This is a genomic window from Nocardioides sp. NPDC004968 (genome assembly GCF_040608935.1).
Taxonomy (GTDB): domain Bacteria; phylum Actinomycetota; class Actinomycetes; order Propionibacteriales; family Nocardioidaceae; genus Nocardioides.
Genome location: NZ_JBEXJF010000003.1, coordinates 1 through 26,480, shown reverse-complemented (window position 1 = coordinate 26,480; position 26,480 = coordinate 1). Strand labels below are relative to the sequence as shown.

At 69.1% G+C, this 26,480-nt stretch carries 28 protein-coding genes; 9 read left to right on the top strand and 19 right to left on the bottom strand.

What is annotated here, in order from left to right; translation table 11 throughout:
* The first annotated feature begins 148 nt into the window (after window positions 1–148).
* The 5 genes from ABZU72_RS04750 to ABZU72_RS04730 all read left to right on the top strand — a co-directional run bounded on the left by ABZU72_RS04750 (window position 149) and on the right by ABZU72_RS04730 (window position 5,387).
* A complete protein-coding gene (locus tag ABZU72_RS04750; protein ID WP_355017749.1) occupies window positions 149–1,255 on the top strand; it encodes a hypothetical protein in 1,107 nt (368 codons plus the stop codon).
* On the top strand, window positions 1,252–1,863 hold the full coding sequence (locus tag ABZU72_RS04745) for a DUF4129 domain-containing protein (RefSeq protein WP_355017748.1): 612 nt from the start codon (window positions 1,252–1,254) through the stop codon (window positions 1,861–1,863). The genes ABZU72_RS04750 and ABZU72_RS04745 overlap by 4 nt, the downstream gene beginning before the upstream one ends.
* Window positions 1,860–3,002 (top strand): DUF4350 domain-containing protein, encoded by a 1,143-nt coding sequence (locus ABZU72_RS04740; RefSeq protein ID WP_355017747.1) that lies wholly within the window; start codon window positions 1,860–1,862, stop codon window positions 3,000–3,002. The genes ABZU72_RS04745 and ABZU72_RS04740 overlap by 4 nt, the downstream gene beginning before the upstream one ends.
* Window positions 2,999–3,982, top strand: a complete 984-nt coding sequence (locus tag ABZU72_RS04735; protein WP_350660676.1) for a MoxR family ATPase — start codon at window positions 2,999–3,001, stop codon at window positions 3,980–3,982. Before ABZU72_RS04740 ends, ABZU72_RS04735 begins: the two co-directional genes overlap by 4 nt.
* Before the next feature lie 103 nt (window positions 3,983–4,085).
* The gene (locus tag ABZU72_RS04730) at window positions 4,086–5,387 is read left to right on the top strand and encodes a DUF58 domain-containing protein (protein ID WP_355017746.1); all 1,302 of its coding nucleotides are present in this window, start codon (window positions 4,086–4,088) and stop codon (window positions 5,385–5,387) included.
* On the opposite strand, the gene ABZU72_RS04725 is transcribed toward ABZU72_RS04730, so the two are convergent.
* The gene (locus ABZU72_RS04725; RefSeq protein WP_355017745.1) at window positions 5,384–6,379 is read right to left on the bottom strand and encodes a stage II sporulation protein M; all 996 of its coding nucleotides are present in this window, start codon (window positions 6,377–6,379) and stop codon (window positions 5,384–5,386) included. The genes ABZU72_RS04730 and ABZU72_RS04725 overlap by 4 nt on opposite strands.
* Before the next feature lie 23 nt (window positions 6,380–6,402).
* On the opposite strand from ABZU72_RS04725, the gene ABZU72_RS04720 reads away from it, so the two are divergent.
* Window positions 6,403–7,257 carry an RDD family protein gene (locus ABZU72_RS04720; RefSeq protein WP_355017744.1) on the top strand — a complete coding sequence of 285 codons (855 nt, stop codon included), beginning with the start codon at window positions 6,403–6,405 and terminating at the stop codon, window positions 7,255–7,257.
* Here ABZU72_RS04720 and ABZU72_RS04715 read toward each other — a convergent pair.
* The 9 genes from ABZU72_RS04715 to ABZU72_RS04675 all read right to left on the bottom strand — a co-directional run bounded on the left by ABZU72_RS04715 (window position 7,254) and on the right by ABZU72_RS04675 (window position 15,293).
* On the bottom strand, window positions 7,254–7,871 hold the full coding sequence (locus ABZU72_RS04715; protein WP_355017743.1) for a hypothetical protein: 618 nt from the start codon (window positions 7,869–7,871) through the stop codon (window positions 7,254–7,256). The genes ABZU72_RS04720 and ABZU72_RS04715 overlap by 4 nt on opposite strands.
* 57 nt (window positions 7,872–7,928) lie before the next feature.
* Entirely contained in the window at window positions 7,929–8,657 is a 729-nt protein-coding gene (trmB, locus tag ABZU72_RS04710) for a tRNA (guanosine(46)-N7)-methyltransferase TrmB (RefSeq protein WP_355017742.1), read from the bottom strand.
* A 115-nt stretch (window positions 8,658–8,772) separates the two neighbouring features.
* A complete protein-coding gene (tuf, locus tag ABZU72_RS04705) occupies window positions 8,773–9,966 on the bottom strand; it encodes an elongation factor Tu (RefSeq protein ID WP_355017741.1) in 1,194 nt (397 codons plus the stop codon).
* 84 nt (window positions 9,967–10,050) lie between these two features.
* Window positions 10,051–12,165, bottom strand: coding sequence for an elongation factor G (gene fusA / locus ABZU72_RS04700; protein ID WP_355017740.1), 2,115 nt, complete (start codon window positions 12,163–12,165; stop codon window positions 10,051–10,053).
* An 83-nt stretch (window positions 12,166–12,248) separates the two neighbouring features.
* A complete protein-coding gene (gene rpsG / locus ABZU72_RS04695) occupies window positions 12,249–12,719 on the bottom strand; it encodes a 30S ribosomal protein S7 (RefSeq protein ID WP_141806234.1) in 471 nt (156 codons plus the stop codon).
* 1 nt (window position 12,720) lies between these two features.
* Window positions 12,721–13,092, bottom strand: a complete 372-nt coding sequence (gene rpsL / locus ABZU72_RS04690) for a 30S ribosomal protein S12 (RefSeq protein ID WP_091052356.1) — start codon at window positions 13,090–13,092, stop codon at window positions 12,721–12,723.
* A 265-nt stretch (window positions 13,093–13,357) separates the two neighbouring features.
* Window positions 13,358–14,608: an MFS transporter gene (locus ABZU72_RS04685; protein WP_355017739.1), complete on the bottom strand. Its 1,251-nt coding sequence runs from the start codon at window positions 14,606–14,608 to the stop codon at window positions 13,358–13,360.
* Window positions 14,605–15,066 carry a MarR family transcriptional regulator gene (locus ABZU72_RS04680; protein WP_355017738.1) on the bottom strand — a complete coding sequence of 154 codons (462 nt, stop codon included), beginning with the start codon at window positions 15,064–15,066 and terminating at the stop codon, window positions 14,605–14,607. Before ABZU72_RS04680 ends, ABZU72_RS04685 begins: the two co-directional genes overlap by 4 nt.
* A gap of 77 nt (window positions 15,067–15,143) precedes the next feature.
* Window positions 15,144–15,293 carry a DUF1059 domain-containing protein gene (locus ABZU72_RS04675; protein ID WP_091052351.1) on the bottom strand — a complete coding sequence of 50 codons (150 nt, stop codon included), beginning with the start codon at window positions 15,291–15,293 and terminating at the stop codon, window positions 15,144–15,146.
* A gap of 90 nt (window positions 15,294–15,383) precedes the next feature.
* On the opposite strand from ABZU72_RS04675, the gene ABZU72_RS04670 reads away from it, so the two are divergent.
* A complete protein-coding gene (locus tag ABZU72_RS04670; RefSeq protein WP_355017737.1) occupies window positions 15,384–15,773 on the top strand; it encodes a DUF2530 domain-containing protein in 390 nt (129 codons plus the stop codon).
* Between the two features lie 10 nt (window positions 15,774–15,783).
* Here the strand turns inward: ABZU72_RS04670 and ABZU72_RS04665 are convergent, their stop codons facing one another.
* The 5 genes from ABZU72_RS04665 to ABZU72_RS04645 all read right to left on the bottom strand — a co-directional run bounded on the left by ABZU72_RS04665 (window position 15,784) and on the right by ABZU72_RS04645 (window position 21,444).
* Window positions 15,784–16,605, bottom strand: coding sequence for a DUF3027 domain-containing protein (locus tag ABZU72_RS04665; protein WP_355018090.1), 822 nt, complete (start codon window positions 16,603–16,605; stop codon window positions 15,784–15,786).
* Window positions 16,606–16,769: 164 nt separating this feature from the next.
* Entirely contained in the window at window positions 16,770–17,321 is a 552-nt protein-coding gene (locus ABZU72_RS04660; RefSeq protein WP_084101379.1) for an ATP/GTP-binding protein, read from the bottom strand.
* A 40-nt stretch (window positions 17,322–17,361) separates the two neighbouring features.
* Complete coding sequence (locus ABZU72_RS04655) at window positions 17,362–17,712, bottom strand: DUF742 domain-containing protein (RefSeq protein ID WP_008360948.1); 351 nt, start codon at window positions 17,710–17,712, stop codon at window positions 17,362–17,364.
* Window positions 17,713–17,740: 28 nt separating this feature from the next.
* Window positions 17,741–18,136, bottom strand: a complete 396-nt coding sequence (locus ABZU72_RS04650; RefSeq protein WP_008360946.1) for a roadblock/LC7 domain-containing protein — start codon at window positions 18,134–18,136, stop codon at window positions 17,741–17,743.
* Window positions 18,133–21,444 (bottom strand): nitrate- and nitrite sensing domain-containing protein, encoded by a 3,312-nt coding sequence (locus ABZU72_RS04645; RefSeq protein ID WP_355017736.1) that lies wholly within the window; start codon window positions 21,442–21,444, stop codon window positions 18,133–18,135. The genes ABZU72_RS04650 and ABZU72_RS04645 overlap by 4 nt, the downstream gene beginning before the upstream one ends.
* A 461-nt stretch (window positions 21,445–21,905) precedes the next feature.
* Here ABZU72_RS04645 and ABZU72_RS04640 point away from each other — a divergent pair, with 461 nt between their 5' ends.
* Window positions 21,906–22,304 (top strand): cold shock domain-containing protein, encoded by a 399-nt coding sequence (locus ABZU72_RS04640; protein ID WP_160026974.1) that lies wholly within the window; start codon window positions 21,906–21,908, stop codon window positions 22,302–22,304.
* A 5-nt stretch (window positions 22,305–22,309) separates the two neighbouring features.
* On the opposite strand, the gene ABZU72_RS04635 is transcribed toward ABZU72_RS04640, so the two are convergent.
* The 3 genes from ABZU72_RS04635 to ABZU72_RS04625 form a co-directional block, all read right to left on the bottom strand.
* Window positions 22,310–23,017: a M50 family metallopeptidase gene (locus tag ABZU72_RS04635; protein ID WP_355017735.1), complete on the bottom strand. Its 708-nt coding sequence runs from the start codon at window positions 23,015–23,017 to the stop codon at window positions 22,310–22,312.
* A 79-nt stretch (window positions 23,018–23,096) separates the two neighbouring features.
* Window positions 23,097–23,942, bottom strand: a complete 846-nt coding sequence (locus ABZU72_RS04630) for an ExsB family transcriptional regulator (protein WP_355017734.1) — start codon at window positions 23,940–23,942, stop codon at window positions 23,097–23,099.
* Between the two features lie 9 nt (window positions 23,943–23,951).
* Window positions 23,952–25,031: a nitrate- and nitrite sensing domain-containing protein gene (locus tag ABZU72_RS04625; RefSeq protein ID WP_355017733.1), complete on the bottom strand. Its 1,080-nt coding sequence runs from the start codon at window positions 25,029–25,031 to the stop codon at window positions 23,952–23,954.
* Between the two features lie 113 nt (window positions 25,032–25,144).
* Between ABZU72_RS04625 and lepB the strand changes: the two genes are divergently transcribed.
* Window positions 25,145–25,909: a signal peptidase I gene (gene lepB / locus ABZU72_RS04620; RefSeq protein WP_355017732.1), complete on the top strand. Its 765-nt coding sequence runs from the start codon at window positions 25,145–25,147 to the stop codon at window positions 25,907–25,909.
* A gap of 78 nt (window positions 25,910–25,987) precedes the next feature.
* Here lepB and ABZU72_RS04615 read toward each other — a convergent pair whose 3' ends face one another.
* The gene (locus ABZU72_RS04615) at window positions 25,988–26,347 is read right to left on the bottom strand and encodes an FHA domain-containing protein (protein WP_355017731.1); all 360 of its coding nucleotides are present in this window, start codon (window positions 26,345–26,347) and stop codon (window positions 25,988–25,990) included.
* Window positions 26,348–26,480 lie beyond the last annotated feature (133 nt).

Genomic DNA, 26,480 nt, shown 5'->3' with positions numbered 1-26,480 from the left:
GCACCCCAGCGAACAGTTCACTGGAGCAACCAGAGAATCTTGTCACGCGTACGCAGGTGGCTCCAAATCAACGATGTCGTCTGGGTCGCTCTGAGAGGATGCCCCCAACCGAGCGAGTTCGCCGGTCGTCGCGACGAGGAGCATCCAGATGTCAGGAGTGTGGCCACCCCCACCGGGTGAGCAACCTCAGCAGGGCGCGGCGAACCCGTCGACCCCACCCCCGCCCGGCCAGCCGGTGCAGGCCCAACCGGTGCACGCCCAACCGGTGCAACCGGGGTGGGCCCAACCGCTGCCACCCGCCCACAAGCCGGGAGCGATCCCGCTGCGCCCACTGGGCCTCGGCGACATGCTCGACGGCGCCTTCCGGCTCGTACGCTTCAACCCCGGCGCCACGGTCGGCGCCTCGGTCCTCGTGGCGGCGGTCGCGATGGCCATCCCGCTGGGCGTGACCGCGGCGATGACCTTCACCGGCGACAGCCTGGAGTGGTTCGGGGCCAGCATCGAGGACCCCGCCTACTCGCCCGGCGGCTCCGAGGTGATCGGCATGCTGGTGGCCTTCGGCTCCTTCTTCCTCGGCTCGATCCTGCAGGCGATCGGCGCGATCCTGGTGGCCGGGATGATCTCCCACGTCGCCCATGCCGCCGCGATCGGCCGCAAGCTCACCCTCGGCCAGGCGTGGGCGGCGACCCACGGCAGCCGCTGGCGGCTGATCGGGCTGGCACTGCTGAGCGGGGTGGCCTTCACCCTGCTCCTGGCGGTCGCGACGACTCCCGTGGTGATGCTCGCGCTCGTCGTCGACAGTCCCGTCCCCGCCATCCTGGTCGGCATCCTGATGTTCCTGCTGCTGATCGTGGCCGCCCTCTTCATGACGGTGCGGCTCTACCTGCTCGCGGTGCCGGCACTGATGCTCGAGCGCACCGGCGTCTTCGGTGCCATCGGGCGGGCCTGGCAGCTGTCGGCGAGACAGTTCTGGCGGCTCTTCGGGATCTGGCTGCTGGCCGCCATCATCGTCGGCTTCGCCTCCCAGATCGTCGCCTTCCCGATCAGCCTGGTCGCCAGCGTCGTGGGCATCGTCCAGCCCGACCTCTACTTCCTCGCGACCATCGCCGGCAGCGCCGTCTCCACCGTGGTCTCCGCAGCGATCGTGACCCCGTTCAGTGGCGCGGTGACCAACCTGCAGTATCTCGACCAGCGCATCCGCAAGGAGTCCTACGAGGTCGAGCTGATGGAGCAGGCCGGGCTGCTGAGCAGATGATCCTCCTCCAACAGAACCCTCCTCTGACGCCGACGCCCGAGGAGGGTCGCTCCTGGCTCCGGCGCGAGCTGGCCGGGCCGGAGTACCACGACCTCGACCTCATCGAGCGGATCCTGCGCTGGATCGAGCGCACCCTGTCCGACGGCCTGCCGTCGGTCGGCGACGTGCCCTGGGCCCAGACCGTCGCCGCGATGGTCGTCTTCGCGGCGCTCCTGGTCGGGATCGGCCTGCTGGTCTCGCGGGCCCGGCGCAGCCCCCGGGTCGCCCGCGACCGCAACGGCGACGTCCTCACCGACGCATCGCTCTCCGCGGCCGCGCTCCGGGCGCGGGCCGAGGCTGCGTACGCCTCGGGGGACCACGGCGCTGCGGTGATCGACGGGTTCCGGGCACTGGCCAGACGACAGGTCGAGCGCGGCCGGCTCGCGGAGGACCCTGGGCTGACCGCTGCCGAGGTCGCGGCGAGCCTGGAGCGGGAGATGTCGCTCGAGGGCCGCGCCGGGCAGGCCGCGGAGCTGTTCAACGAGGTGCTCTACGGCGACCATCCCGCCACGCGTGAGCAGGCCGAGGGCGTACTCGCTCTCGAGCAGGAGCTGGCGGTGGCGCGATGAGTACGCAGGCCCCGGCGAGCCCGGGCTCGACCGCCGGACGATTGGGCTGGTTCCGACGGAACCGGCCGCTTCTGATCGTCGCGCTGGCCTTCGTGATCGCGGTCGTGCTGGCCTACATCGCGACGCCGAAGGGCGGAGAGTCCTTTGCCGCGTATGACCCCGAGAGCCCCGACCCCGACGGCACCCGGGCGCTGGTCGAGGTGCTCGAGGACCACGGTGTCGAGGTCGAGATCGTCCGCTCCTCGAAGCGCCTGGAGAGCACCGAGATCGGGCGGGACACGACGGTCTTCGTGACCGGCACCGACGCTCTCGGCGAGGACACCGCAGCCCGGCTGCGCGAGCGCACCGACGATGCCGCCGACCTGATCCTGGCCGAGCCCGCCCCCTACGTGTCGGCGATGCTCGGCATCCCCTATGCGGTCGCCCAGACGCCCGAGAAGGTCGAGGCGGGCTGCGACGACCCGCGCTGGGACGGGCTCAGCATCCAGGCCGATGCGGTCACCGCGTACGACGCCGGCTCCTGCTTCCCGCACGAGGGCGGCGCGGTGCTGGCGCCCGCGGAGGGGCTCACCGTCTGGGGTGCGCCGCAGGTGCTGACCAACGACCAGATCCTGCGAGCGGACAACGCGGCGGTGGCGCTGCGGCTGATGGGCCAGAGCGATCATCTGGTCTGGTACGTCCCCTCCTTCGAGGACCTCGCGCCCGACGAGGCCCACTCCCCCAGCTCGTTGCTGCCACGCTGGATCAATCCGGCCCTGTGGCTCCTGCTGCTCGCGGTCGTCGCCTTCGCCATCGCGCGCGGGCGGCGGCTGGGTCCGCTGGCGGTCGAGCCGCTGCCGGTCCACGTCCGGGCCGGGGAGACGACGCGCAGCCTGGGCCGGCTCTACCGCCGTTCCGGTGACCGCACGCACGCCGCATCGACGCTGCGGCAGGCCGCCCGCACCCGCCTCGCCCGGCGACTTCGGCTGGGGCGCGATGCCACCCCGGAGGCCGTCGTACGCGCCGTCGTCCAGCGCACTGAGCGATCCGATCTCGAGGTCTCCGCGCTGCTCACCGATGCCCCGATCGAGAACGACCAAGACCTGATCACGCTGGCCAACGCGCTGGCGGCCCTTGAGGAAGAGGTACGACACCCATGACCCAATCCGAGACCATCGCCAACGTGTCGCCCGACGGCGCGCGGGAGCGGCTCACCGCGGTCCGGGCCGAGGTCGCCAAGGCGGTCGTCGGGCAGGACGCCGCGGTCTCCGGGCTGCTGGTCGCGCTGGTGTGCGGCGGCCACGTGCTCATGGAGGGCGTACCCGGCACCGCCAAGACTCTGTTGGTGCGGTCGCTGTCAGCGGCGCTCTCGGTCGAGACCCGGCGGGTGCAGTTCACCCCCGATCTGATGCCCGGCGACATCACCGGGTCGATGGTGGTCGAGTCGTCCCACGGCGAGCTCACCTTCCGCGAGGGGCCGGTCTTCACCAACCTGCTCCTGGCCGACGAGATCAACCGCACCCCGCCGAAGACACAGTCGGCGCTGCTCGAGGCGATGGAGGAGGGCCAGGTCTCCGTCGACGGGGTCACCCGCCCGCTGCCGCGCCCGTTCCTGGTGGCCGCGACCCAGAACCCGATCGAGTACGAGGGCGTCTACCCGCTCCCCGAGGCCCAGCTGGACCGGTTCCTGCTGAAGGTCGTCCTCCCGGTGCCCTCGCGTTCCGACGAGGTGCAGATCCTCAACCGGCACGCCTCCGGCTTCGACCCGCGCGACGTCGCCGGTGCCGGGGTCACCGCGGTCGCCTCGGGCGCCGACATCGAGGCCGCCCGGCAGCACGTCTCGACGGTCCAGGTCTCCCCCGAGGTCACCGGCTACATCGTCGACATCGCCCGGGCGACGCGCGAGTCCCCGTCGCTGTCGGCCGGGGTCTCCCCGCGAGGCGCCACCGCGCTGCTCCGCTCCGCGCGTGCCTGGGCCTGGCTCGCGGGCCGCGACTTCGTGACTCCCGACGACGTGAAGTCGCTCGCCCACGCGACCCTCGCCCACCGCCTGGCCCTGCGCCCCGAGGCCGAGCTCGAGGGCGTCCAGGTCTCCCAGGTCCTGAGCTCCGCCATCGGCGCCGTCCCAGTCCCCCGATGACTCGCCGAGAAGTCAGTTTCTGGCGCCGAGAGGTCAGTTTCTGGGCGCGAGACGTCAGTTTCTGGGCGCGAGACGTCAGTTCTTCCGTGTCGAGGCGGCCCTGATGGCGATCACCTGGCGCGTCCCACTGCTCATGCTGGCCGGCATCGTCCCGGTCGTGCTACGCCCGGCCGCGAGCACGGCGGCGGTGTGGATCCTGCTCGTGGTGGTGCTGGTCCTCCTCGACGTGCTCCTGGCGCCCAAGCCGGCGACCCTGGAGATCAGCAGGGTCCCGCTCGGCGGGATCAGGCTGGGCGAGTCGACGACGTCGGAGCTGATGGTCCGCTCCCCCGCCCGCGGCGTCCGGGCGCTGGTGCGCGATGCCTGGCAGCCCACCGCCGGCGCCGGTCACAACCGGCATCGGATCCGGCTCGGTCGCGGCGACAGCACCCGGCTGCGTACGCCGCTGCAGCCGCGGCGCCGCGGAGATCTGCGGGCGTTGGGCGTGACGGTGAGGGCGTACGGGCCCCTGGGTCTGGGCGCCCGGCAGCGCACGTTCCCGGTGGAGGGCTCGGTGCGGGTGCTGCCCGCCTTCGAGTCGCGCAAGCACCTGCCCTCGCGGCTTCAGCGTCTGCGCGAGCTCGACGGTCGGGCCGCGGTCCGTGTGCGCGGGCAGGGGACGGAGTTCGACTCGCTGCGGGAGTACGTCCGCGGCGACGACGTACGCTCCATCGACTGGCGCACCACCGCCCGCTCCCGCACCGTCGTGGTCCGCACCTGGCAGCCGGAGCGGGACCGGCGCGTGGTGCTGGTGCTCGACACCTCCCGCACCTCAGCCGGCCGGATCGAGGGCGCCGGCGGCGGAGTGCCACGGCTCGACTCCGCGATGGATGCCGGGCTCCTGCTCGCCGCCATCGCCTCGCGGGCAGGCGATCGGATCGACTTCATCGCCGGCGACCTGCGCGTACGCTCCCGGGTCCGGCTCGCCGGCCAGCGCGACGTCACCCAGCGGCTGCAGGAGACGATGGCCGACCTCGAGCCGGTCATCGCCGAGGCCGACTGGTCCAACCTCGCCGGCGCGGTCGCCGGCCTCGGCCGCCACCGCGCCCTCGTGGTGCTGCTGACTCCCCTCGACCCGCACGCGATCGAGGAGTCGCTCCTCCCCGTCCTTCCGGTCCTGACCCAGCACCACCGCGTCGTCATCGCTTCCGTCCGCGACCCCGAGCTCGAGGCCACCGCCGCCTCCCGCGACACCCTCGAGGACGTGTACGCCGCGGCCGCCGCCGAACAGACCCTCCGCCGACGCGACCACACCGCCGCCATGCTCCGCACCCTCGGCGTCGACGTCGTCGACGCCGACGCCGAGTCCCTCCCGCCCGCTCTCGCCGACCACTACCTGCAGCTCAAGGCCACCGGTCAGCTCTAAGCCTGGGTGGCGACGCGGTCCTCGAGCAGGCGGTCGTCGATGTCGCCAGTCTCGCCGTGGGAGGCGGCGGCACGGCCGACGATGAAGACGTACGCGAAGAAGGCGAGCTCGGCGAGGATGCCGATGCCGACGCGGGCCCAGGTGGGTAGGGGCGAGGGGGTGACGAAGGCTTCGATGATGCCGGAGATCAGGAGCACGACGATGAGACCGAGGGCGATGCCGGCGGCGGTGCGGCCCTCACGGGCCATCGACTGCCCGCGGGTCAGCGAGCCGGGGTCGATCCAGGACCAGAAGATCCGCAGGCCGACGGCGCCGGCGACGAAGACCGCGGTCAGCTCCAGCAACCCGTGAGGAAGGATCAGGCCCCAGAAGAGGCCACCGCGGTCGTGGCGGTGCATCAGGGTGCCGAGGATCGCCAGGTTGGAGATGTTCTGGAACATCGAGTAGATCACCGGCAGCCCGAGCACACCCAGGGCGATGCAGATGAACGAGACCCAGACGTTGTTGACCCAGACCTGGGTGGCGAACGACGAGGCGGCGTGCTCGCTGTAGTAGCCCTCGATGTCGTGCTCGACCAGCTGCTTGACCTGCTCCGGTCCGAGCAACGACTGCTCGACCTCCGGGTGGCGCAGCAGCCACCAGATCATCACCCCGGTGACGACGATGTTGGCTGCCATCATCCCCAGCCACCACCAGCGCAGCCGGTAGAGCGCGGCCGGGAACCGATGCGTGAAGAACCGCAGGAAACCCGACCAGGTGCTCGTCCGGGTGCCGGTGGTGCGGTTGCGGGCAGCGGCCAGCAGCACCGAGAGATGCTGGACGGCCGTCGGGTCGGGGGCATTGCTTCGTACGACCGAGAGCTGGGTGCTCACCCGCTGATAGAGCTCGACCAGCTCGTCGGCCTGCGCGCCGCTCAGCCGGCGCTCGGCCAGCAGCTGCTCGAGCCTGGTCCGGTCGGCGGCAGTAGCGGCCAGATACGCGTCGAGATCCACGCCCGCAGCGTACGCTGACCGCCATGACCTCCGCGCCGCAATCGCCCGAGCGACGCCCCCAGGAGCAGCGCCCCCAAGAACGGGAACTGCTCACCGACGACGACCTGATCACCGGGGACGCGGTCGCCCTCGATCTGCCGGCCGCCGGGCTGGGGATGAAGCTGCTGTCGGGCCTCATCGACGTGATCGTGGTGATGGCGCTGCTGATCGTGACGCTGTTCGTCTTCATGACCGCCGCTCCTGCGACCGACGAGGCCCTGGCCTGGGCCGCCTACATCGCCGCCACCGCTTCGGTCCTCGTGGTCTTCCCGACGGCCATCGAGACGCTCACCCGCGGCCGCTCGCTCGGCAAGCTCGCGCTCGGCCTCCGTACGGTGCGCGACGACGGCGGGGCGATCAGCTTCCACCATGCGTTCGTACGCGCCCTGATCGGCGTCGTCGAGATCTACGCCACCAGCGGCGCCGCCGCATTCCTCACCGCGATGATCCACCCGCGCGGCAAGCGGCTGGGCGACATCGCGGCCGGGACGTACGCCATCCGCGTGCGGGTGCCGCTGCATCCCCCGGCTCCGATCCAGATGCCTCCGGGGCTCGCGGCCTGGGCCTCCAGGGCGGACGTTGCCACCATCCCGGTCGGCCTGTCCCTGGCGGTGCGACGGTTCCTCTCCGGCGAGGTCGGCACCTACACCGACCCGGTCCGCCGCCACGCCCTCGCCGAGCGTCTGGCGACCCACATGCAGACGTACGTCGCCCCTGGCCCACCTCCGGGCACCCCGCCAGAGGCCTATCTGGCTGCCGTGCTCGCCACCCGCCGCGATCGGGACGCGGCCCGGCTCGCCCGCGACGAGGAGCTCCGGTCGCGGCTCACCGCGCGCTAGGACGTCTTGAGGCGCTTGGCGCTGAGCCCGACCGCCTTCAGCTCCAGCTCGGCCAGCCTCGCCACCACATCGGCGTCGCCGTCCCGCCAGGCCCTGACCGGGTCGTCGCTGATCTTGACCAGCTTGTACAGCGGCTGGGTCGCCATCGCGCGCAGCGCCACCAGATCGGCGGCGGTGCCGGCCTCCAGGAACCGCTGGGTCGAGGTCGCGTTGCGGATGTACCGCCACCGAAGAGGCACGTAGATCATCAGCCACATCAGCACCGGGATGAGCACGACCGCGATCGCCAGCCCGATCGCGATGCTGGAGACGGCCTCGACCTGCGCCTCCCCGGCCGCACGGAGCTGGTCGGCGGCCTTCGCGGCGCCCTCGAACGGGACGGCGATGCCGTCCTTGACCAGCGGCAGGTCATCGACCTTCCCGGCCGCCTCGAGCAGCTTCACGGAGAGCGAGGTGCCGGCGTCGTCCATCTTCTCGCCGGGTACGGCGAGCGCCGAGACCATCTCGTGAACGAATCTGCCGAGAAGGACCCAGCCGGCGATCCACGCCACCGTCAGCAGGTCGGCGAACAGCTGGGCGGCGAGGCGTGGGGGCCTGTCGGCGTACAACTTCATGCCGCTGATCTTCGCGGTTCCGCGCCTACAGATCAGTCACGACACGGGTAGTTCGGGTCAACGTCGGTAGAGCAGGTCGGTGATGACCCGGTCCTTGGCCAGTCCCTTGCGCTCGAACTTGGTCACCGGGCGCTCGCCCCAACGCTCGACGACACCACCGCTCAGCAGCGGCTCGGCGTCGAGGACCTCGACCATCTGCTCGGCGTACTCGACCCAGTCGGTCGCCAGCCGCCAGATCCCGCCGGGCGCCAGCCGCTCCGCGATCATCCGCGCGTTGGTGGGCGTCACCAGGCGCCGCTTGTGGTGGCGGGTCTTGTGCCACGGGTCGGGGAAGAACGTCCAGATCTCGCTGACCGACCCCGGCTCGACCAGGTTCTCGAGCGTCCAGAGCGCGTCGACGCTGCAGAACCGTACGTTCGTCGCGCCCGCGGCGCCCACCCGGGCGAGGCTCTCCGCGACCCCGGGGCGCCACACCTCCAGCGCCAGGATGTTGGCCTCGGGACGGTTGGCCGCCAGCACCGCCGTCGCCTCTCCCACGCCACCGCCGATGTCGACGATCAGGGGCGACTTGCGACCGAACCAGCTCTCCAACGAGAACCCGGGCTCGTCGACCGCCTCGTCCGGGATCACCCACTCCGCCGCGTACGCGTCCCAGGCGCGCTGCTGCTTGGGGTCCAAGCGGCTGCCGCGTCGGGTGTAGGTGAGGACCTCGCGGACTGTGCGGCCGTCGTCCAGGAGCTTTTGGTGGGGGCGTGCGGGTCGTACGCCGTTGTCTGGGTCTGTCACTTCTCTTGCCTTGGTCTCGTGGCGCGCCGAGTCAGCGCGCGTTCGATCGCTTGACCACAGCAAAGGACCCCCTTCGCCTTGCGGCTCCGGGGGCCCTTCACTGTGGATCAGACGATCACTTGATGATCTTCGTGACCCGACCCGCGCCGACGGTGCGACCGCCCTCACGGATAGCGAACTTCAGACCCTCGTCCATCGCGATGGGCTGGATGAGCTCGACCGACATCTCGGTGTTGTCACCCGGCATGACCATCTCGGTGCCCTCGGGGAGGGTCACAACGCCGGTCACGTCCGTGGTCCGGAAGTAGAACTGCGGACGGTAGTTGTTGAAGAACGGGGTGTGACGGCCACCCTCCTCCTTCGAGAGGATGTAGACAGAGCCCTCGAAGTTGGTGTGGGGGGTCGTGGTGCCCGGCTTGATGACAACCATGCCGCGCTCGACGTCCTCGCGCTTGGTGCCACGGAGCAGCAGCCCGACGTTCTCGCCGGCCTGGCCCTCGTCGAGCAGCTTGCGGAACATCTCGACGCCGGTGACGGTCGACTTCTGCGAGGTCTCGCGGATGCCGACGATCTCGACCTCCTCACCGACCTTGACGATGCCGCGCTCGATACGACCGGTGATGACGGTGCCACGACCGGTGATCGTGAAGACGTCCTCAACGGGCATCAGGAACGGCTTCTCGGTCTCGCGAGCCGGGGTCGGGATGTAGTCGTCGACGGCCTGCATGAGCTCGGCGACGGAGTCCATCCACTTCTGCTCGCCCTGCAGGGCGGGGTAAGCGGCAACGCGGACGACCGGCAGGTCGTCACCCGGGAACTCGTACTCGCTGAGGAGCTCGCGCACCTCCATCTCGACGAGCTCGATGAGCTCCTCGTCGTCGACCATGTCGCACTTGTTGAGCGCGACGACGATCGACGGCACGCCGACCTGGCGGGCCAGGAGCACGTGCTCCTTGGTCTGCGGCATCGGGCCGTCGGTGGCGGCGACCACGAGGATCGCGCCGTCCATCTGCGCGGCACCGGTGATCATGTTCTTGATGTAGTCCGCGTGACCGGGGCAGTCGACGTGCGCGTAGTGGCGCACCTCGGTCTGGTACTCGATGTGCGCGATCGAGATCGTGATACCCCGCTGGCGCTCCTCGGGGGCCTTGTCGATGTCCTCGAACGCGAACTCCGGGTTCAGGTCCGGGTACTTCGCGTGCAGCACCTTCGAGATCGCCGCGGTAAGGGTGGTCTTACCGTGGTCGATGTGACCGATGGTGCCGATGTTGACGTGCGGCTTCGTCCGCTCGAACTTCGCCTTAGCCACTGTGGGCTCCTCCTGGTGTGATTTTCTTACTGACTCGTACTGAAAGGTGTTGCTGCCGAAGTCCCTGGACGGGCGACCCGAAGGTCACTCGCCACGGGCCTTCTTGATGATCTCGTCGGCGACGTTCGTGGGAACCTCGGCGTACGAGTCGAACTCCATCGAGTACGACGCCTGACCGCTGGTCTTGGACCGCAGGTCACCGACGTACCCGAACATCTCTGAAAGCGGGACGAGAGCCTGGACGACCATGTCGCCGTGGCGCTCCTCCTGCGACGACACCTGGCCGCGGCGGGAGTTGATGTCGCCGATGACGGTGCCGAGGTAGGTGTCGGGGGTCGTCACCTCTACCGCGAACATCGGCTCCAGCAGGACGGCCTTCGCCATCCGCGCGGCCTCCTTGAACGCCTGGTTGCCGGCGATCTTGAAGGCGAGCTCGGAGGAGTCGACGTCGTGGTAGGCGCCGTCCTCGAGCGAGACCTTCACATCGACCATGGGGAAGCCGGCGAGGATGCCGAACTCCATGGCGTCCTGAGCACCCTGGTCGACCGAAGGGATGTACTCCTTCGGCACGCGACCACCGGTGACGTTGTTGGCGAACTCGTAGCCCGCACCGAGGCCGGTCTCCTCGTCGATGTTGGGCTCGACGGAGATGACGACCTTGGCGAACTGACCCGAACCACCGGTCTGCTTCTTGTGGGTGTAGCTGTGGTTCGCGACCTTCTTGCGAAGCGTCTCGCGGTAGGCGACCTGCGGCTTGCCGACGGTGGCCTCGACCTTGAACTCGCGCTTCATCCGGTCGACGAAGACCTCCAGGTGGAGCTCGCCCATACCGGCGATGATCGTCTGGCCGGTCTGCTCGTCGGACTTGACCGTGAAGGTCGGGTCCTCCTCGGTGAGGCGCTGGATCGCGGTGCCGAGCTTCTGCTGGTCGCTCTTGGTCTTCGGCTCGATGGCGACCTCGATCACCGGGGCCGGGAAGCTCATCGACTCGAGCACCACCGGGTGGGTCGGGTCGCACAGGGTGTGACCCGTCTTCGACTCCTTCAGACCCATGACCGCGACGATCTGGCCGGCGCCCACCGAGTTGATCTCCTCACGCTTGTTCGCGTGCATCTGGTAGATCTTGCCGATGCGCTCCTTGCGGCCGTTGATCGGGTTGACCACGGTCGCACCCGCCTCGACCTTGCCGGAGTAGACACGCAGGTAGAACAGCTTGCCCAGGTGCGGGTCGGAGGCGATCTTGAAGACCAGGCCGGAGAACGGCTCGTCGTCGGAAGGCTTCCGGGAGACCTCGACCTCCTCGTCCTTGACGTCGTGGCCGATGATCGACTCGACGTCGAGCGGGGAGGGCAGGTAGTCGACGACCGCGTCGAGCAGGGGCTGGACGCCCTTGTTCTTGAACGCGGTGCCGGTGAGGATCGGGTTGAGCTTGTCGGCCAGAGTCGCGCGACGGATGGCGGCCTTCAGGGTGGGCACGTCGAAGACGTCGCCCTCCTCGAGGTAGACCTCCATGATGTCGTCGTCGGCCTCGGCGAGGGTCTCGACCAGCTTCTCGCGGTATTCCGCAGCCTTGTCGGCGAGGTCGGCCGGGATCTCCTCGATCACGTAGTCCTCGCCCATCGCGGTCTCGCCGCGCCAGACCTTGGCGTGCATCTCGACCAGGTCGACGACGCCGATGAAGTCGGACTCGGCGCCGATCGGCAGCTGCAGCACCAGCGGGGTGGCGTGCAGCTTGTCGACGATGGAGTCGACGACCATGTAGAAGTCGGCACCGGTGCGGTCGAGCTTGTTGACGAAGCACATCCGCGGGACGGCGTACTTGTTCGCCTGACGCCACACGGTCTGCGACTGCGGCTCGACACCGGCGACACCGTCGAAGACGGCGACGGCGCCGTCGAGGACGCGCAGCGAGCGCTCGACCTCAACGGTGAAGTCGACGTGCCCGGGGGTGTCGATGATGTTGATCTGGTGGTCCTTCCACCAGCAGGTCGTCGCGGCGGACGTGATCGTGATGCCGCGCTCCTGCTCCTGCTCCATCCAGTCCATCGTGGCAGCGCCGTCGTGGACCTCACCGATCTTGTACGAGATACCGGTGTAGAACAGGATGCGCTCGGTGGTGGTGGTCTTACCGGCATCGATGTGCGCCATGATGCCGATGTTGCGGACCACATTGAGGTCCGTGGTGATGTCGACGGCCACTGTCTTCAGCGTTCCTTAAAGAGATTGTCTTCGGTCTGGATGGGCGGGGTGCCCACATTGTGCGGCAGACACCCCGCCGTACGTCACCAGCGGTAGTGCGCGAAGGCCTTGTTGGACTCGGCCATCTTGTGGGTGTCCTCACGCTTCTTCACAGCGGCACCGAGGCCGTTGCTCGCGTCGAGGATCTCGTTCATGAGGCGCTCGGCCATCGTCTTCTCACGACGGTCCTGGGCGTAACCGACGAGCCAGCGCAGCGCGAGCGTGGTGCCACGCGTGCCCTTGACCTCGATCGGAACCTGGTAGGTCGCGCCACCGACACGGCGGGACTTGACCTCGATCGCCGGCTTCACGTTGTCCATGGCGCGCTTGAGCGTGACCACGGGGTCGGTGCCGGTCTTCTCACGGCAGCCCTCGAGCGCGGTGTAGACGATGCGCTGGGCGACCTGCTTCTTGCCGTCCTGGAGGACCTTGCTGACGAGCTGGGTTACGAGCTGCGAGCCGTAGACGGGGTCGACGACGAGCGGACGCTTGGGAGCGGGACCCTTACGAGGCATGTCACTTCTCCTTCTTCGCGCCGTAGCGCGAACGGGCCTGCTTGCGGTTCTTGACACCCTGGGTGTCAAGCGTGCCGCGGATGATCTTGTAGCGCACACCGGGGAGGTCCTTCACACGACCGCCGCGGACGAGCACGATGGAGTGCTCCTGAAGGTTGTGACCCACACCCGGGATGTAAGCGGTGACCTCGACGCCGGAGGAGAGGCGCACACGGGCGACCTTCCGGAGGGCGGAGTTCGGCTTCTTCGGGGTGGTGGTGTAGACGCGCGTGCAGACGCCACGGCGCTGCGGCGATCCCTTGAGGGCAGGCGTCTTCGACTTCGTCGCCTTGTCCTCGCGGCCCTTGCGGACCAGCTGGTTGATTGTGGGCACCTCGGTGGTTCCCCTTCTTTTCTGCTCTCACTACGCGGCGCTCTGCCGCGAAGGATCCAATGTTGTGCGTCCAGGTGGTGCGATACCAACTGGTCCCGCCTCGCCCCCGAGGTCGGGCGTGTCGCCCTTACCTCAACGCACACGTTGGCGGATCTTTCGAACCGAATCCCCGTACTGAGGGCGCCGAACCCGGGTCCGAGACCTATCTCTCGAGCTTGTTCCGGGCACGCGCGACGGCCTGGTTGTCCCAGACACGCTTCAGAGGCTACCCGGCGGCTTGAGAGGGGGTCAAAACGGCCCGGATACCACCTCTGAGTGCGGCGAGGACCAGCACCCCCGCAAGCGTACCCAACAGCACCAGAGCGCCACTCGCGTACAGGGTCGTGCGAGCGCCGAAGTGCTCGCCGACGAAGCCGATGAGCGGGGCACCCAGCGGGGTGCCGCCCATCAGAACCGTCATGTAGATCGCCATCACCCGGCCGCGGAACTCCGGGGCCGCCTCGGTCTGCATGGTGGCGTTGCAGGCGTTGAGGGTCGTGATCGTGAAGAAGCCGAGCACCGGCGAGATCAGGGCGAAGAGGGCGTACGTCGGCATCAGCCCGGACACGATGACGGTGAGGCCGAACCCGGTCGCCGCCAGCACGATCAGCTTGAGCGGGATCCGGGTGCGGCGGGCGCCGAGCAGGGCGCCGGAGAGCGAGCCGATGGCCAGGACGGTGCCGAGCAGGCCGTACTCGCTGGCGCCCTTGCCGAACTCCTCGGTCGCCATCAGCGCCGAGGTGATCGGGAAGTTCGCCCCGAAGGTGCCGACGAAGAAGATGATCACCAGGACCATCAGCATCTTGGGCTGCGTACGGATGTAGCCGATGCCCTCGCGCAGCATCCCGCTCCGCCGGGCGACGGGGTCGGGCGAGTGCAGCTCGGCGGTGTTCATCCGCTGCAGCTGGCCGATCACGGCGAGGTAGGAGACGGCGTTGATGAGGATCACCCAGCCGGTCGCCTCGGGGCCGCTCCCCAGAGAGCCGATGAGGAGCCCTGCCAGCGCCGGTCCGATCAGACGGGCGAGGTTGAACGAGGCCGAGTTGAGGCCGACGGCGTTGGTGAGGTCGTCGGGGTGGACCATCTCCGAGACGAACGACTGCCGGCCGGGGCCGTCGAAGGCGGCGCCGGTGCCGAAGAGGAACGCGATCACGTAGACCATCCACACCTCGGCGTGGCCGCTCACCGCCAGCACACCGAGGAGCAACGACATCAGCGCCATCCAGCCCTGGGCCACCTGCAGCAGGCGGCGCTTCGGGAAGCGGTCGGCGATGACCCCGGCGTAGGGGCTGAGCAGGAGGATGGGCAGGAACTGCAGGCCCGTGGTGATACCGAGTGCCGCTCCCCCGCCGCCGAGGCTCAGGACCAACCAGTCCTGGGCGATGCGTTGCATCCAGGTGCCGACGTTGGAGACGACACTGCCGGCTAGGTAGAGGCGGTAGTTGTGGCTGCGCAGGGAACGGAACGTAGGGCTCAACTGGTGGCTATTCTCTCCATGATCGAAGCGGCTGTGCGGAGGGCGGCGAGCTCGTCCGCATCGAGGTCGACGAGCTGCTGGGCGAGCCAGGCGTCCCGGCTGAGCCGGTCCTTGCGTACGGTCCGGCGGCCCTCGTCGGTGATCGAGACCAGCACCTGGCGGCGGTCGGTCTCACCCTGGCGGCGGACGACGTAGCCGCCCTCCTCGAGGAAGTTGACCATCCTGGTCATGCTCGGCGGCTGGACGCGCTCGCGCCCGGCGAGAGCGCCGAGGGTCATCTCGTCGTTGGCGTACAACGCCCCGAGCACCGCCATCGACCCCAGGGAGAGGTCGTTGTCGGGGTGGCGCTCGTTGGCCAGTCGGCGGCGCATCCGCATGACGGAGGTGCGCAGCACCGAGGCGACCTCGGGGATGTCGGAGGCCGCGTCGGGCGCGGAGGCTGGCTGTGCGGTAGGCATGTCGGCAAGCATAACTGCTTACCGGCGCTAACTATTCCGCCAAGAGACGGCGCCCGGGTGAGGGCGCCGTCACAGAGTCAGGACATCGCGGCGAGCATCAGGATGTCGTCGCGGCTGTACGTACGGCCGGGGTGAGCCTCCGCGAGGTGCTCCTGCACCTTCTCGACCAGCTCGTCGTCGGTCTCCGTGCGGAAGTTGGTGCCACAGGGGCAGCGGAGCGAAGCCATCAGGGACCTCCCAGGTCGTCGGGGCCATGCCGAGAAATGCTCGACAGCCCCAGACTATCGCCCACCCAAGGGCCACTAAGGTTGGGAGGCATGAGCGACCAGTACCCCGACGACGACTATTCCGGCACCTACCCGGAGCAGCAGTACGAAGGGTACGACGGCGGCGACTATTACACCGAGGACGGCGGCTACCCCCAGGACTACGGCTACGACGAGCCGCCTGTCGAGGAGCCGGTCCAGGCCGCTCCCGAGCCGAAGATCGAGCTCGTCGACCAGGATGGCATCCGCGCCTTCGAGCTCGCCACCCTCGGCTGGCTGGTCGGGTTCGTCGCCCTGCTCCCCTTCTGGGGCCTGCTCAACGACCGCGGCTGGACCTGGTGGATCTGGACCTGCCTGGCCGCCTTCGGCATCGGCGCGATCGGCATCGAGCTGACCCGGCGCCGCAAGGCCCGCCGGCTGCGCGCCGAGGGCCTCGCCTAGAACCGCTCGGCTAGAAGGCCTCGGCGTCGTCGCTGATCGTGTCGAAGACCGGGTCCGGCAGCGGCTGCGGCTCGTGCTTCTTCGCCAGCCGCACCTCCGAGTGCGCACCACACCCGTGGTTGAGGCTGACCACCTTGCCGTCGTCGTTGGCGTCGCCGTTGGCGCAGACACCGAAGCTCGTGGCCAGGTGGCCGGTCAGCCGGACCAGGAAGCCACAGCTGTGGCACTGGTCGGGGGCTGCCTGCGCGAGCGGCGCCTCGGGGCCGCCGTCACCGGCGTACCACCGCTCGGCGGCGGCGTCGAAGCCGGAGACGGACAGCGTCCGGACACGGCCGAGGCCGAGGTCCTTGGCGACCTCGCGCACCTGAGCCTTCTCGTCGGCGTCGAGCGGGTCGTCACCGAAGGCGTACGTCGGGACCAGCCGCGCGTCGTCGTCCTCGACCGGGAGCAGATCACCGGGCGAGAGGTCGCCCGGCTTGATCCGTTCGCGGTAGGGCACCCAGGCCGGCGCGACGATCGCGGCGTCACCGGGAACGAGGACGACCTCGTTGATGGTCACCGGAGCATCGACACCGAATCCCGGGCCGTCGAGCGAGGGCACGGTGACGAGCGTGACCGACCAGTGCCACCCGACGTAGCCCTTGCGGGTGCAGGCGAACAGGTGGGTCACTACGCCCGGGCCGGCACCCTTCTCGACCACATGGCCGAGATGTTCTCCGACGTCACCGGCTGGCACGTCGGACAGGAGCGCGGCGCGGGCCTCGTCGACGGCAGCGACGGCCGTCGCATCGGCGTACGGGGTCGTGATCACGGACCACATCTTCACCCACATGCGCCTCAGGTGCCACTTCGGGGTCACCTTGCGCCACCACAACCTGAACTTCCGCACAACGCGTGATCCTCCCAGACGTACGCCTCTACTGCACAGTCACGACAGCCCTTGAAATGGCCAACACCCGCCGGAGCGTGGCTACGGCGGGTGTTGGTGACGCTTGGCTACTGAAGAGCGCGCGTGGAGACCATGGAGAGGACGTACTCGACGAGCGAGATCAGCGTCGCCTTGGTCGACTGACGGTCGCGAGCATCACAGGTGACGATCGGGATGTCCGGGCGCAGAGCCAGGGCCTCGCGGATCTGCTCCGGCTTGTAGGCCTGGTTGGCGCCGAAGACGTTGTGGGCCACGACGAACGGCACGTTGCGGGACTCGAAGTAGTCGATCGCGCCGAAGGAGTCGGCGAGGCGACGGGTGTCGATGAGCACCACGGCGCCGATGGCGCCCTGGGTCAGGTCGTCCCACATGAACCAGAAGCGGTTCTGACCGGGGGTGCCGAACAGGTACAGGATCAGGTCGGAGTCGAGGGAGACTCGACCGAAGTCCATGGCGACCGTGGTCGTCTTCTTGTTGGGCACTGCGGAGAGGTCGTCGACGCCGGCGGTCGCCTGCGTCATCACGGCCTCGGTCGTCAGGGGGACGATCTCCGAGACGGAGCCCACGAAGGTCGTCTTACCAACGCCGAACCCGCCGGCGATGACGATCTTCGCAGACATCGTCGCCTGCTTGGAGTCGGTGGTCACTGCATTACTCCTGTCAAAGCTTCCTCAGGCCGGACAGCACGCGCTCGAGGAGAGCGGTGTCCGGGGCGTCCGGGACCTTGCTGGCGTGCACCTGCACCACGCCGCGCTCCGCAAGGTCACCGATCAGGACTCGGGCGACACCCAGGGGCACCCGGATGAGCGCCGCGACCTCAGCGACGGAACGGCTCTCGCGGCAGAGCTCTGCGATCGTCCGCTCCTCGGGCGACCGGACGTAGCCGTCGATCACGTAACGGTCAGTGATCACCAGTGCTTCCATCGGGAAGACGCGCTTGGGTTGCGTGCGGCCACGGGTCAGGGCATAAGGCCTGACCAGCGGCGGCGGTTCGGATGCGTGGTTGCTCACGATCTCGGTCCTAGGGTCGGGGCACTGATCAGGCGCCGGTTCTGGTATCGGGGGTGAGGGCGGTGGCAACACGCGAGATCAACAGCTGCATCTGGTAGCCAACCTGTCCCAGATCGCAGTCGGGGGCGGCGAGGGCAGCAAGGCTGGAACCCTCACCAACCGCCATGAGGACCAGATAGCCACCGTCCATCTCGATGACCATCTGCTGGACATTACCCGCCGCGAAGCACCGAGCTGCTCCTTGGGTAAGACTGGTGAGACCGGAGGCGATCGCCGAGAGCTGGTCGGCCCGGTCCGGGGGGAAGTCGACGGAGCTGGCCATCGGCATGCCATCAGCCGACACCAAGATCGCGTGAGCGATGTCAGGGGTGCGCTGGGTCAGGCTGTCGACAAGCCAGTCCAGTCCTGCGGGGGCCGTTGTCACTGCTGCTCCTCACCTTCGGGGTTGCTTTCCGCATCAGCGGGGTTGTTGCGGGCGCGGCTGACGCCCTTCTGGAAGCTGGACATGCCACGGGTGCGGCGCGCGTCCATGTTACGCGGACCTGATGACGGTGGTGTGACCGCCGGGGCAGCACCTGGGATCAGGTTCTGACCCGGGACACGGACGGGGAGGCCACCCTGGGTGATCGTCGCCGGCTCCTGCTCCTGCAGCTGCTCCAGCTCCTGCGCCCGGCGCCAGCCCTCGTCGCCCGGCGAGGACCAGCTCGTCGGCGTGGTCGGCTCGTCGTCCTGAGCGACCGGTTCGTCGACCGGCTCGCTCGCGGGGGCGGGCGCCGGACGGGGAACGTCGGGCTTGGGTCCCGGACCGGCCTTGGCGGCCGGGGCGATCGGGTCGCTGAGCGGGTCGCCCTTGGTCTCCATCGCCCGGCGCGCGCCGAGCGGGCGACGACGGGTGAACCACTCGGACTGCAGGTCGTCGAAGATCGAGCTGCCCTCGTCGTCGAGGATCGGAACCTCGGTGGTCGAGTCGAGCGGGTTCGGCGAGTTGGTCGGCTCCGGAGCCATCGGGCCCATCGGGCTCGGGGCGATCGCGTCACCGGCCGGACCGAACGGGTCGTCGTCGGGACCGAAGCCCGGCGGCGGCGTACGCGGCGCCGTGCGCTCGTTGGGGCGCTCGAAGGTACGGAACGCGCCCGTGTCGGTGCCGAACGGGCTGCCGCCCTGCATGCCCGGGTCGCGACGCGGCAGCTCGCCGGTCTCGGTGCTCGGGTCGAAGCGACCGTCGGGGAAGCGCGCGGCCAGGTCCTCGGCCTTGCGAACCGGCAGCATGTTGGACAGGAAGTTCTGCTGCTGGCCGCTGGGGCTCTGCTGCGGGGCCGGCGGCTGGTTGGCGCCGAACGGGTCGCCGCCGAACGGGTCTCCCCCGTACTGCGGCTGGCCACCGCTGAACTGCTGCGGCTGCGCCGGGAAGCTGCCCGTACGCGCACCCGGACCCTCGAACCCCGGGTCGCCCGGCATCGGCGGGACACCACCGTATGCGGGCAGCTGGCCCGTCTGCGGGCCGCTCTGACCGAAGCCGTTGTGCTGGCCCGAGTGACCGTTGGCACCCTGCTGCTGGAAGGCCGGCGCACCGCCGTTGGACAGGTTGGGGTGGTTGGACGCACCGGGCGTACGGCTCGGCAGGGCCGGGGGTGCTGCGGCGGAAGCCGCGGGCGCCTCGGGGGCCGGAAGGGCGCCGACCGGCACGTCGTAGGGGTTGCCACCTGCGTACGGCTGGGCGTCGTAGGCGGGCATCCCGTACTGCATCTCGTAGGGAAGCTCGCCGGTGCCCGGGTAGGCGCCGGCCTGCTGGCCGTAGCCGCCCTGCTGGAAGGCGTAGGCGTCGAAGCCCTGCTGCTGGCCCGACGGGGCCTCGGCGTGAGCGCCGACGATCGTGGTGACCGGCATCTCGACGCGCGCGACCACACCGCGGGGGCGGTTGGGAACGAGCTCGATGTAGAGACCGTGACGCGCCGCCAGGCGCGCGACCACGACCAGACCCATCATCCGGGCGACGTCGGCGTCGAGGCCCGTCGCACGGCGCAGCTTCATGTTGGCCGCGTCGAGCTCCTCCGGCGTCATGCCGATTCCGAGGTCCTCGATCTCGACCAGCAGCGGCGCGGCGGGGCCGGCGCGGAAGGTGCGGATCGTGACCGCGGTGTCGGGCGGGGAGAAGTTGGTGGCGTTCTCGATCAGCTCCGCGAGCAGGTGCACGAGGTCACCCGCGATCGCGCCTTCGAACTCGGCGTTCTCGTCGGAGTCGATGTCGACCCGGGCGAACTGCTCGATCTCGGAGGCGGCGGCACGGAGCACGTCGAGGACCGGGACCGGACCACGAGCCGCGTGGCCGATCTCGCCACCGGCGAGAACCAGGAGGGACTCGTCGTTGCGGCGCATTCGGGTGGCGAGGTGATCCAGGCGGAACAGGTTCGCGAGGTCGTCGGGGTCCTGCTCATTGGCCTCGAGCTGGTCGATGAGCTGGAGCTGACGCTCGACGAGGCTCTGCGAACGGCGCGAGAGGTTCATGAACATCTTGTCGACGTTCGTACGCAGCTCGGCCTGCTCGCCCGCCAGCCGGATCGCCTCGACGTGGACCGCGTCGAACGCGTCCGCGACGTCACCGATCTCGTCTCGACGCGCGATGTCCAGAGGCTCCACATGTGTATCCACCGGGCCTTCGGCCTGGTTCATGTAGGCGACTCGCTCGGGCAGGTCGTGGTTGGCCAGGTTGTAGGCCAGACGACGCAGCTGGCTCAGCGGCGACAGGATCGAGCGGGCCGCGACCAGACCGACGGCGAGGGCGAAGATCAGAACACCGAGAACGAGGAGACCGATGACGATGGCGTCGCGGGTCGCGTCGCTCTTGATCTGCTCGACGTCGTCGCTGATCTCCTGCGCGGTCTGGACGATCATCTTCTGCAGGCCACGGATGAACTCCGTGCTGGCCTGGGTGTACTGGTCCGGGGTCATCTTGACCCGGTCCATGCTGCCGCTGGAGATCACCTGGTTGACGACCCGGTGGGCAGGCGCCCCGACCGAGCCCTGGTCGGTGGTCTCGTTGGTCAGCTCGTCGAGCTGCTGCCGGATGTTGTCGGACGTCTTGGCGTAGTAGTCAGCCGTGGACAGACGCCACTTGGCCTCGGCGCGGGCGAGCTCTGCGAACTGTTCGTCGGTGAGAACGTCGGGGTTGACCGCGCCGTCCTTCTCCTTCGCCGCCTTGGCGCCCAGCGCCTGCATCATGATCATGCGCTCGACGCCCATCGCCTCCGAGGCGGGACGTACGTTGCTGATCGCCGAGATCTTGGAGAAGACCTCGTCGTTCTCCAGCGTGGGCATCTGCGCCGAGATCCCGAAGAGGTTGTTCATCACGGTCGTGTAGGCCAGCTGGGCCTCGACCGCGGTGTCCCGCTCCTGGATCTGCGCCCGCAGGTCGTCGATGCCGTTCAGCGCCTGCTGGATCTCGACGATGCTGTTCTCGAGGTCCTTGTCGTCGCCGGCGTCGATCTCCTTCGCCTTGGCGCTCCAAGCCTCGATCGACTCGTCGGTCTTCTGCTGCAGAGGCCGCATGACGACCTCGGGAACACCCGCGAGCGCACCGTCACGCTCGAACAGGATGTTGATCGCGAGTTGGTAGGTGTCAGGCAGTGCCTGGGCGACAGTCTCGGCCTGGCGTGCTTCCGCCTGGGCTGAGAGGGCGCGCGAAATGCTCAACCCGCCGAACACCATCGCCGCGATGGTCGGGATGAGCAGCACGAAGATGAGGCGCGCTCGAATTCCCTGCCAGGGCTTACGTTCCGGACGGTGGGTTGTGCTTGCGTATGGCTCGGCCATTACTCCCTCTCGTGGCCATGTCACATCATTCCCGAGAGGCATGCACCGTCTGTGGCGCATACCCCAGTCCCCCGCCGCGAAGTCTGCTGGCACCCGGGCGTACCTGTCTGCAGTCTTTGGCGACGCAAACTTACGTCATAAGTGGTCTCGATTACCAATGGTGTACGAAATCATTTGCAAATCTATGGAGGGGTAGGCGGAGTATAGGCCCCACCCGCACGAGGGACGACATGGCGAGCCATCCGTGGATGCCGTCGACGCCGGAGAGGGGAATACCTCACGCGTCCCTGGGCGCTGAGGACTAGGCTCTCCCGCGTCGGCCGTCACAGTCGCCGGGCGACGTACGTTCATAGCGCTGATGCGCGAGGAAGGGGCAAGCTGCCGTGCCTACTGGCAAGGTCAAGTGGTTCGACGCCACCAAGGGCTTCGGGTTTCTGTCGCAGGACGACGGTCCGGACGTGTACGTCCACGCCGACGCGCTCCCCGAGGGCGCTGCCAAGACCTTGAAGGCCGGCACCCGGGTGGAGTTCGGCATCGCCCAGGGGCGCCGCGGTGAGCAGGCGCTCTCGGTGACCATTCTGGAGCGCTCCCCGTCCGTCGCCGGGCGCCAGCGTGCCGCCAAGCGCCGCAAGCCCGAGGAGATGGAGCTGATCGTCGAGAACGTGATCAAGCTCCTCGACGACATCCGCGACGGCTACGCCCAGGGCCGCCCGCCCACGCGCGAGCTGGCCAAGAAGGTCTCCCCCGCGCTGCGCCAGATCGCCGACGAGTTCGAGCTCTAGGTCCGCTAGATCCAGCTCAGGTCGGGGATCAGGGTCTGCACGCCGACCACGAGGCCGGCGACGTTCACCGCCAGGAGGACGAGGATCCAGAGCACCGACGGGATGCCGGTCAGACCGGCGAGCTGGTCGGGGTCGGAGCCGCGGCGACCTCGCTCGCCGCGGCCGAGGAGCTCCAGGAGCGGCCTCGGTGAGGCGAGCAGGAGCAGCCAGGTGACCAGCGTGGCGACGATGGTCTGGATGCGGCCGTCGGCGTACCAGCTGATCGCGCCCAGGGCGGCGCCGAGGACCAGCAGGACGACGAGGCCGTAGCCGTTGCGTACCCACAGCAGCAGCACGAGCATCGCCGCCACCAGGAGCCACAGCAGCCCCAGGGCGTGCCCCGCGGCGAGCATGGTCGCGCTCAGCAGGCCCAGGAGCGCCGGGGCGAGATAGCCGGCGGCGAGCATCGCCACCATCCCCGGCCCGGACGGCTTGCCGCGCGAGAGGGTCACGCCCGAGGTGTCGGAGTGGAGCTTGATCCCGGCCAGGCGTCTTCCCACCAGGACCGCGACCACTGCGTGACCGGCCTCGTGGACGACGGTGACGCCGAGACGTACGGTGCGCCAGCTCCCACGCCACACGACCAGCACCAGCGCGACGAGCCCGGCGCCGATCAGCCAAGGCGCTTCGGGGACGGTCTGGGTCGCGGTGATCGTGTCCCAGAACTCCCTCACGCCGCCGCCTCCGTAGCGCAAACGCCAGAATACGAAGGCGACGGCGTGTTGTGCTCGTGGTTCACTCGCTGACGCTCGCTCACTTCGCCGCCTTCTGGTTCATCGATCCGGAGCGGAAGCCCCGTGGGTCGATCTCCGCGGCGGGGAATCCTGCTTCGGTCACTGTCTTGAGCACCTCGTCGGCATGGTGGGGGTCGAGAGGCAGGAGGGTAGCTGACAGCTCCACGGTGGCCTTCTCCCCATGGTCACGCACGCGCAGGTCCACCCTGGCGGCGTCGTGTCCGCGGGCGGCTAGGACGCTGCGTATGCCCTGCTCTGCTCTCTCCACGCGCGCGAGGCGCCTCGGGGTGACCTCGAGGCCATAGGCGATCCGGCTGGAGAGGCAGGCCGCGGCCGGCTTGTCCCAGGTCGGCAGCTCCCAGCGGCGCGAGGCCTCGCGGATCTGCGCCTTGGTCAGCCCCGCGTCCCTGAGCGGGGTGATCGCACCACGCTCGGCGGCCGCACGAATGCCGGGCCGGAGGCCGTTGAGACCCTCGATCGCGTCGTCGGCGTTGGTGCCGGTGGCCACGTGGGCCAGGCCCAGCTCACGGGCCAGCGGCACGAGGATGTCGAGCAGCTCCGCCTTGCAGAAGAAGCAACGGTCGGTGCCGTTGGCCCGGTAGCCCTCCCGCTCCATCTCGTGGGTCTGCGGGGTGATCAGGCGTACGCCGAGGCCCTTCGCGAACTCGGCGGCCGGGTCCCTCTCGGCGATCGGAAGACTGTGCGAATAGCCGGTCGCGGCGGCGACGTTGTCGCTGCCCAGAGCTCTGGCCGCGGCCCCCAGGAGGAAGGCGCTGTCGGCGCCGCCGGAGAAGGCGACCAGCACGCTTCCCCGAGTCTTGAGATCCGCTTCGAGAGCGTTGAGCCGTTGGTCGAGGTCGGACACGCTCCGACCCTATCCACGGACTCCACGCGTGTTCGTGGATCGGCGCCGGGAGACCAGAACCACCAGCAGGACCACGAGCACGATCAGAATGACGACGAGGACGCTCACGACCGCGAGCGTGAGAACCACCGCGGCGAGCGCGGTGCGGGTTGCGTCGTCGCGGTCGGCCCGCATCTCCTTGGCGATCTCCTGGGCGGAGGCGACGAGCACCTCCTGCAGACCGCGCACGAAGTCGTTGCTGGACGCGACGTACGACTCCAGGGTCAGTGCGGTGCCGCCACCGGCGATGACCTCATTGACGGCCTGGTGGGCCGGCACGCCGGTGACGCCCTCCGAGGCCGTGCCGTTGGTCAGCCCGTCGAGCGCCCGACGCTGGTCCGCCGACGACCCCTCATAGAAGGCGGCGAGCGAGCGCCGCAGTCCGGCCTCCGCCTCGGTGAGCGCCATGATCTCGTTGTCGCTGATCTGCTTCTTGCCGGGCGGCTGTGACCTGCCGAGTACAGCCATCATGATCGCGCGCTCCTGGCCCAGCGCCTCCCATGCCTCGGGCATGTGGCCGATCGCCTCGATCGACGAGGCGACCTGGCCATCGCCCGGGTTCGGCAGATCGCCCGCGATGCTGAACAGGTCGTTGGTCAGGGCTGTATATCCCTCCGTCCCCTTGGCGCGATCGTCCTGCATCTGCGTACGCAGCTCGTCGATGCCGTCGACGCCTTCGGCGATCCGGGTGAGCGTCGCGTCGAGTTCCTTGTCGCCGCCGTCGATCTCCTGCGCGCGAGCGCGCCACGCCTGCGCCGACTCATCGGTCATCTGCTGTATCGGCCGGAGCACGACCGGAGGTACGCCGGCCGCCATCGCATCGCGTTCGAATGACAGGTTGGCCGCGAGGTCGAAGGTCTCCGGAAGAGCCTCGGCGAGCGTCACCGTCCGCGCGCTGGGTCCCGCCTGGCTGGTCGCCCGCGAGATGCCCAGATAGCCGAGGACACCTGCCACGATGGCGACGATCACGGCCAGGGCCAGGACGGTCCAGATCGCCCACGCGCCCTTCTTGGCACGCTCGTGGGTCGGGGATTCCAGTGTGTCGGTCATGACGCCCTCTCGGGTCCGGATGAGTGAGGAACCCTAGGGCAGGAGCGGCGCCGCGCGCCCGTGAATTCTGGATAGCGCCCGGGTCCGACCCGGCGTCTGGATAGGGTCTCATCATGGGGGCAGAGCGGGAGGCGTCGGTGGGGTCAGGCCGACGGCAGAGGGGAGTTCTGGGGTCGCTCGTCGAGATCCTGATCATCGCGGTGACCGCGATCCTGCTCGCCGTCATCATCAAGACGTTCCTCGCCCAGGCGTTCTACATCCCCTCCGAGTCGATGCAGCCCGGGCTGGATGTCAACGACCGCGTCCTGGTGGAGAAGCCGTCCTACTGGATGGGCGGCACGCCCGAGCGAGGCGACGTCGTCGTCTTCACCGATCCCGGCGGCTGGCTCTCCGCCAACCAGATCGCACCTGCCCCTACCGGCTTCAGGGCCGTGCTCGCCAAGATCGGGCTCTACCCGACCGGCGACCACCTGGTGAAGCGGGTCATCGGCGTCGCGGGCGACACCGTGGAGTGCTGCGAGTCGGGCCGCGTCGTCGTCAATGGCACGCCCTTGGACGCGTCGTCCTTCATCGCTCCTGCCGACACCTGCGACGGCCCGATGGCGCAGGACAACGGGTCGTACGTCAAGGGCGGCTGCCGAGGCTGGAAGGCAGTCGTCCCCGAGGGCCGGATCTTCGTGATGGGTGACAACCGCGCCAACTCCGCCGACTCGTCCTTCCATCTGTGCAGCCCCGAACGCCAGGAGTCAGGGGACGAGGCCTGCTCGAACGCCTTCGTACCCGTCTCCGACGTCGTCGGCCGCGTCGCCGTCGTCTTCTGGCCCACCGACCGCTTCGGCGTCGAGCACCGCCCGGAGACCTTCGACTCCGTCGACTGACCTCGCCGAGGCGTCACGCGCGTCGGCCGAGACGTCAACGGTGTGACGTCTCGGCCGGCGCGGGTGACCTTTCGGCGGTCAGGCCTCGCGAACCACATCCATGGTGCGGTCGCCGAACTTGACCTTGTCGCCGTCGACGAGAGCCGCGGGGCGGCGGGCGCCGAGGGCTCGTGCGGCACCCTGGCGGATCAGGGTGGTGCCGTTGGTGGAGCCGCGGTCCATGACCACGAGGGTGCCGTCGGCCGCGATCTGGAACTGAGCGTGGGTCTTGGACAGGGACATGTCGCTCGAGGAGAGGGCTACCCGGTGGGCGACCTCCTCGCCCGGACGCGGCTCGGGGCCGCGACCGACGATGGCGAGACCCTCGACCACGAAGCTCTGACCGGTGTCGAACGTGACCCTCCAGCGAGCCGTCGCCGCGGGCTGCGGAGCAGGCACGGGAGGCGGCGGAGGGGCAGGCTGCGCTACCGCTTGCGCTGCCGCTTGCGCTGCCGAAGCGACCGGCGGCGCGGGCGGCCCGGCGACCGTTCACGGCATGCTAGCGGACTATCGTACGGGCTGAGCGTCGATG

Bases quoted from the DNA above. Each gene is read 5' to 3' on its own strand.
- ABZU72_RS04745 (WP_355017748.1), top strand. From the start codon at position 1,252: ATGATCCTCCTCCAACAGAACCCTCCTCTGACGCCGACGCCCGAGGAG.
- ABZU72_RS04720 (WP_355017744.1), top strand. From the start codon at position 6,403: ATGACCTCCGCGCCGCAATCGCCCGAGCGACGCCCCCAGGAGCAGCGC.
- ABZU72_RS04660 (WP_084101379.1), bottom strand. From the start codon at position 17,321: ATGTCTGCGAAGATCGTCATCGCCGGCGGGTTCGGCGTTGGTAAGACG.
- ABZU72_RS04750 (WP_355017749.1), top strand. From the start codon at position 149: ATGTCAGGAGTGTGGCCACCCCCACCGGGTGAGCAACCTCAGCAGGGC.
- rpsG (WP_141806234.1), bottom strand. From the start codon at position 12,719: ATGCCTCGTAAGGGTCCCGCTCCCAAGCGTCCGCTCGTCGTCGACCCC.
- ABZU72_RS04730 (WP_355017746.1), top strand. From the start codon at position 4,086: ATGGCGATCACCTGGCGCGTCCCACTGCTCATGCTGGCCGGCATCGTC.
- ABZU72_RS04715 (WP_355017743.1), bottom strand. From the start codon at position 7,871: ATGAAGTTGTACGCCGACAGGCCCCCACGCCTCGCCGCCCAGCTGTTC.
- ABZU72_RS04675 (WP_091052351.1), bottom strand. From the start codon at position 15,293: ATGGCTTCGCTCCGCTGCCCCTGTGGCACCAACTTCCGCACGGAGACC.
- ABZU72_RS04735 (WP_350660676.1), top strand. From the start codon at position 2,999: ATGACCCAATCCGAGACCATCGCCAACGTGTCGCCCGACGGCGCGCGG.
- ABZU72_RS04680 (WP_355017738.1), bottom strand. From the start codon at position 15,066: ATGCCTACCGCACAGCCAGCCTCCGCGCCCGACGCGGCCTCCGACATC.
- ABZU72_RS04670 (WP_355017737.1), top strand. From the start codon at position 15,384: ATGAGCGACCAGTACCCCGACGACGACTATTCCGGCACCTACCCGGAG.
- ABZU72_RS04625 (WP_355017733.1), bottom strand. From the start codon at position 25,031: ATGACCGACACACTGGAATCCCCGACCCACGAGCGTGCCAAGAAGGGC.
- lepB (WP_355017732.1), top strand. From the start codon at position 25,145: ATGGGGGCAGAGCGGGAGGCGTCGGTGGGGTCAGGCCGACGGCAGAGG.
- ABZU72_RS04740 (WP_355017747.1), top strand. From the start codon at position 1,860: ATGAGTACGCAGGCCCCGGCGAGCCCGGGCTCGACCGCCGGACGATTG.
- ABZU72_RS04665 (WP_355018090.1), bottom strand. From the start codon at position 16,605: ATGTGGGTGAAGATGTGGTCCGTGATCACGACCCCGTACGCCGATGCG.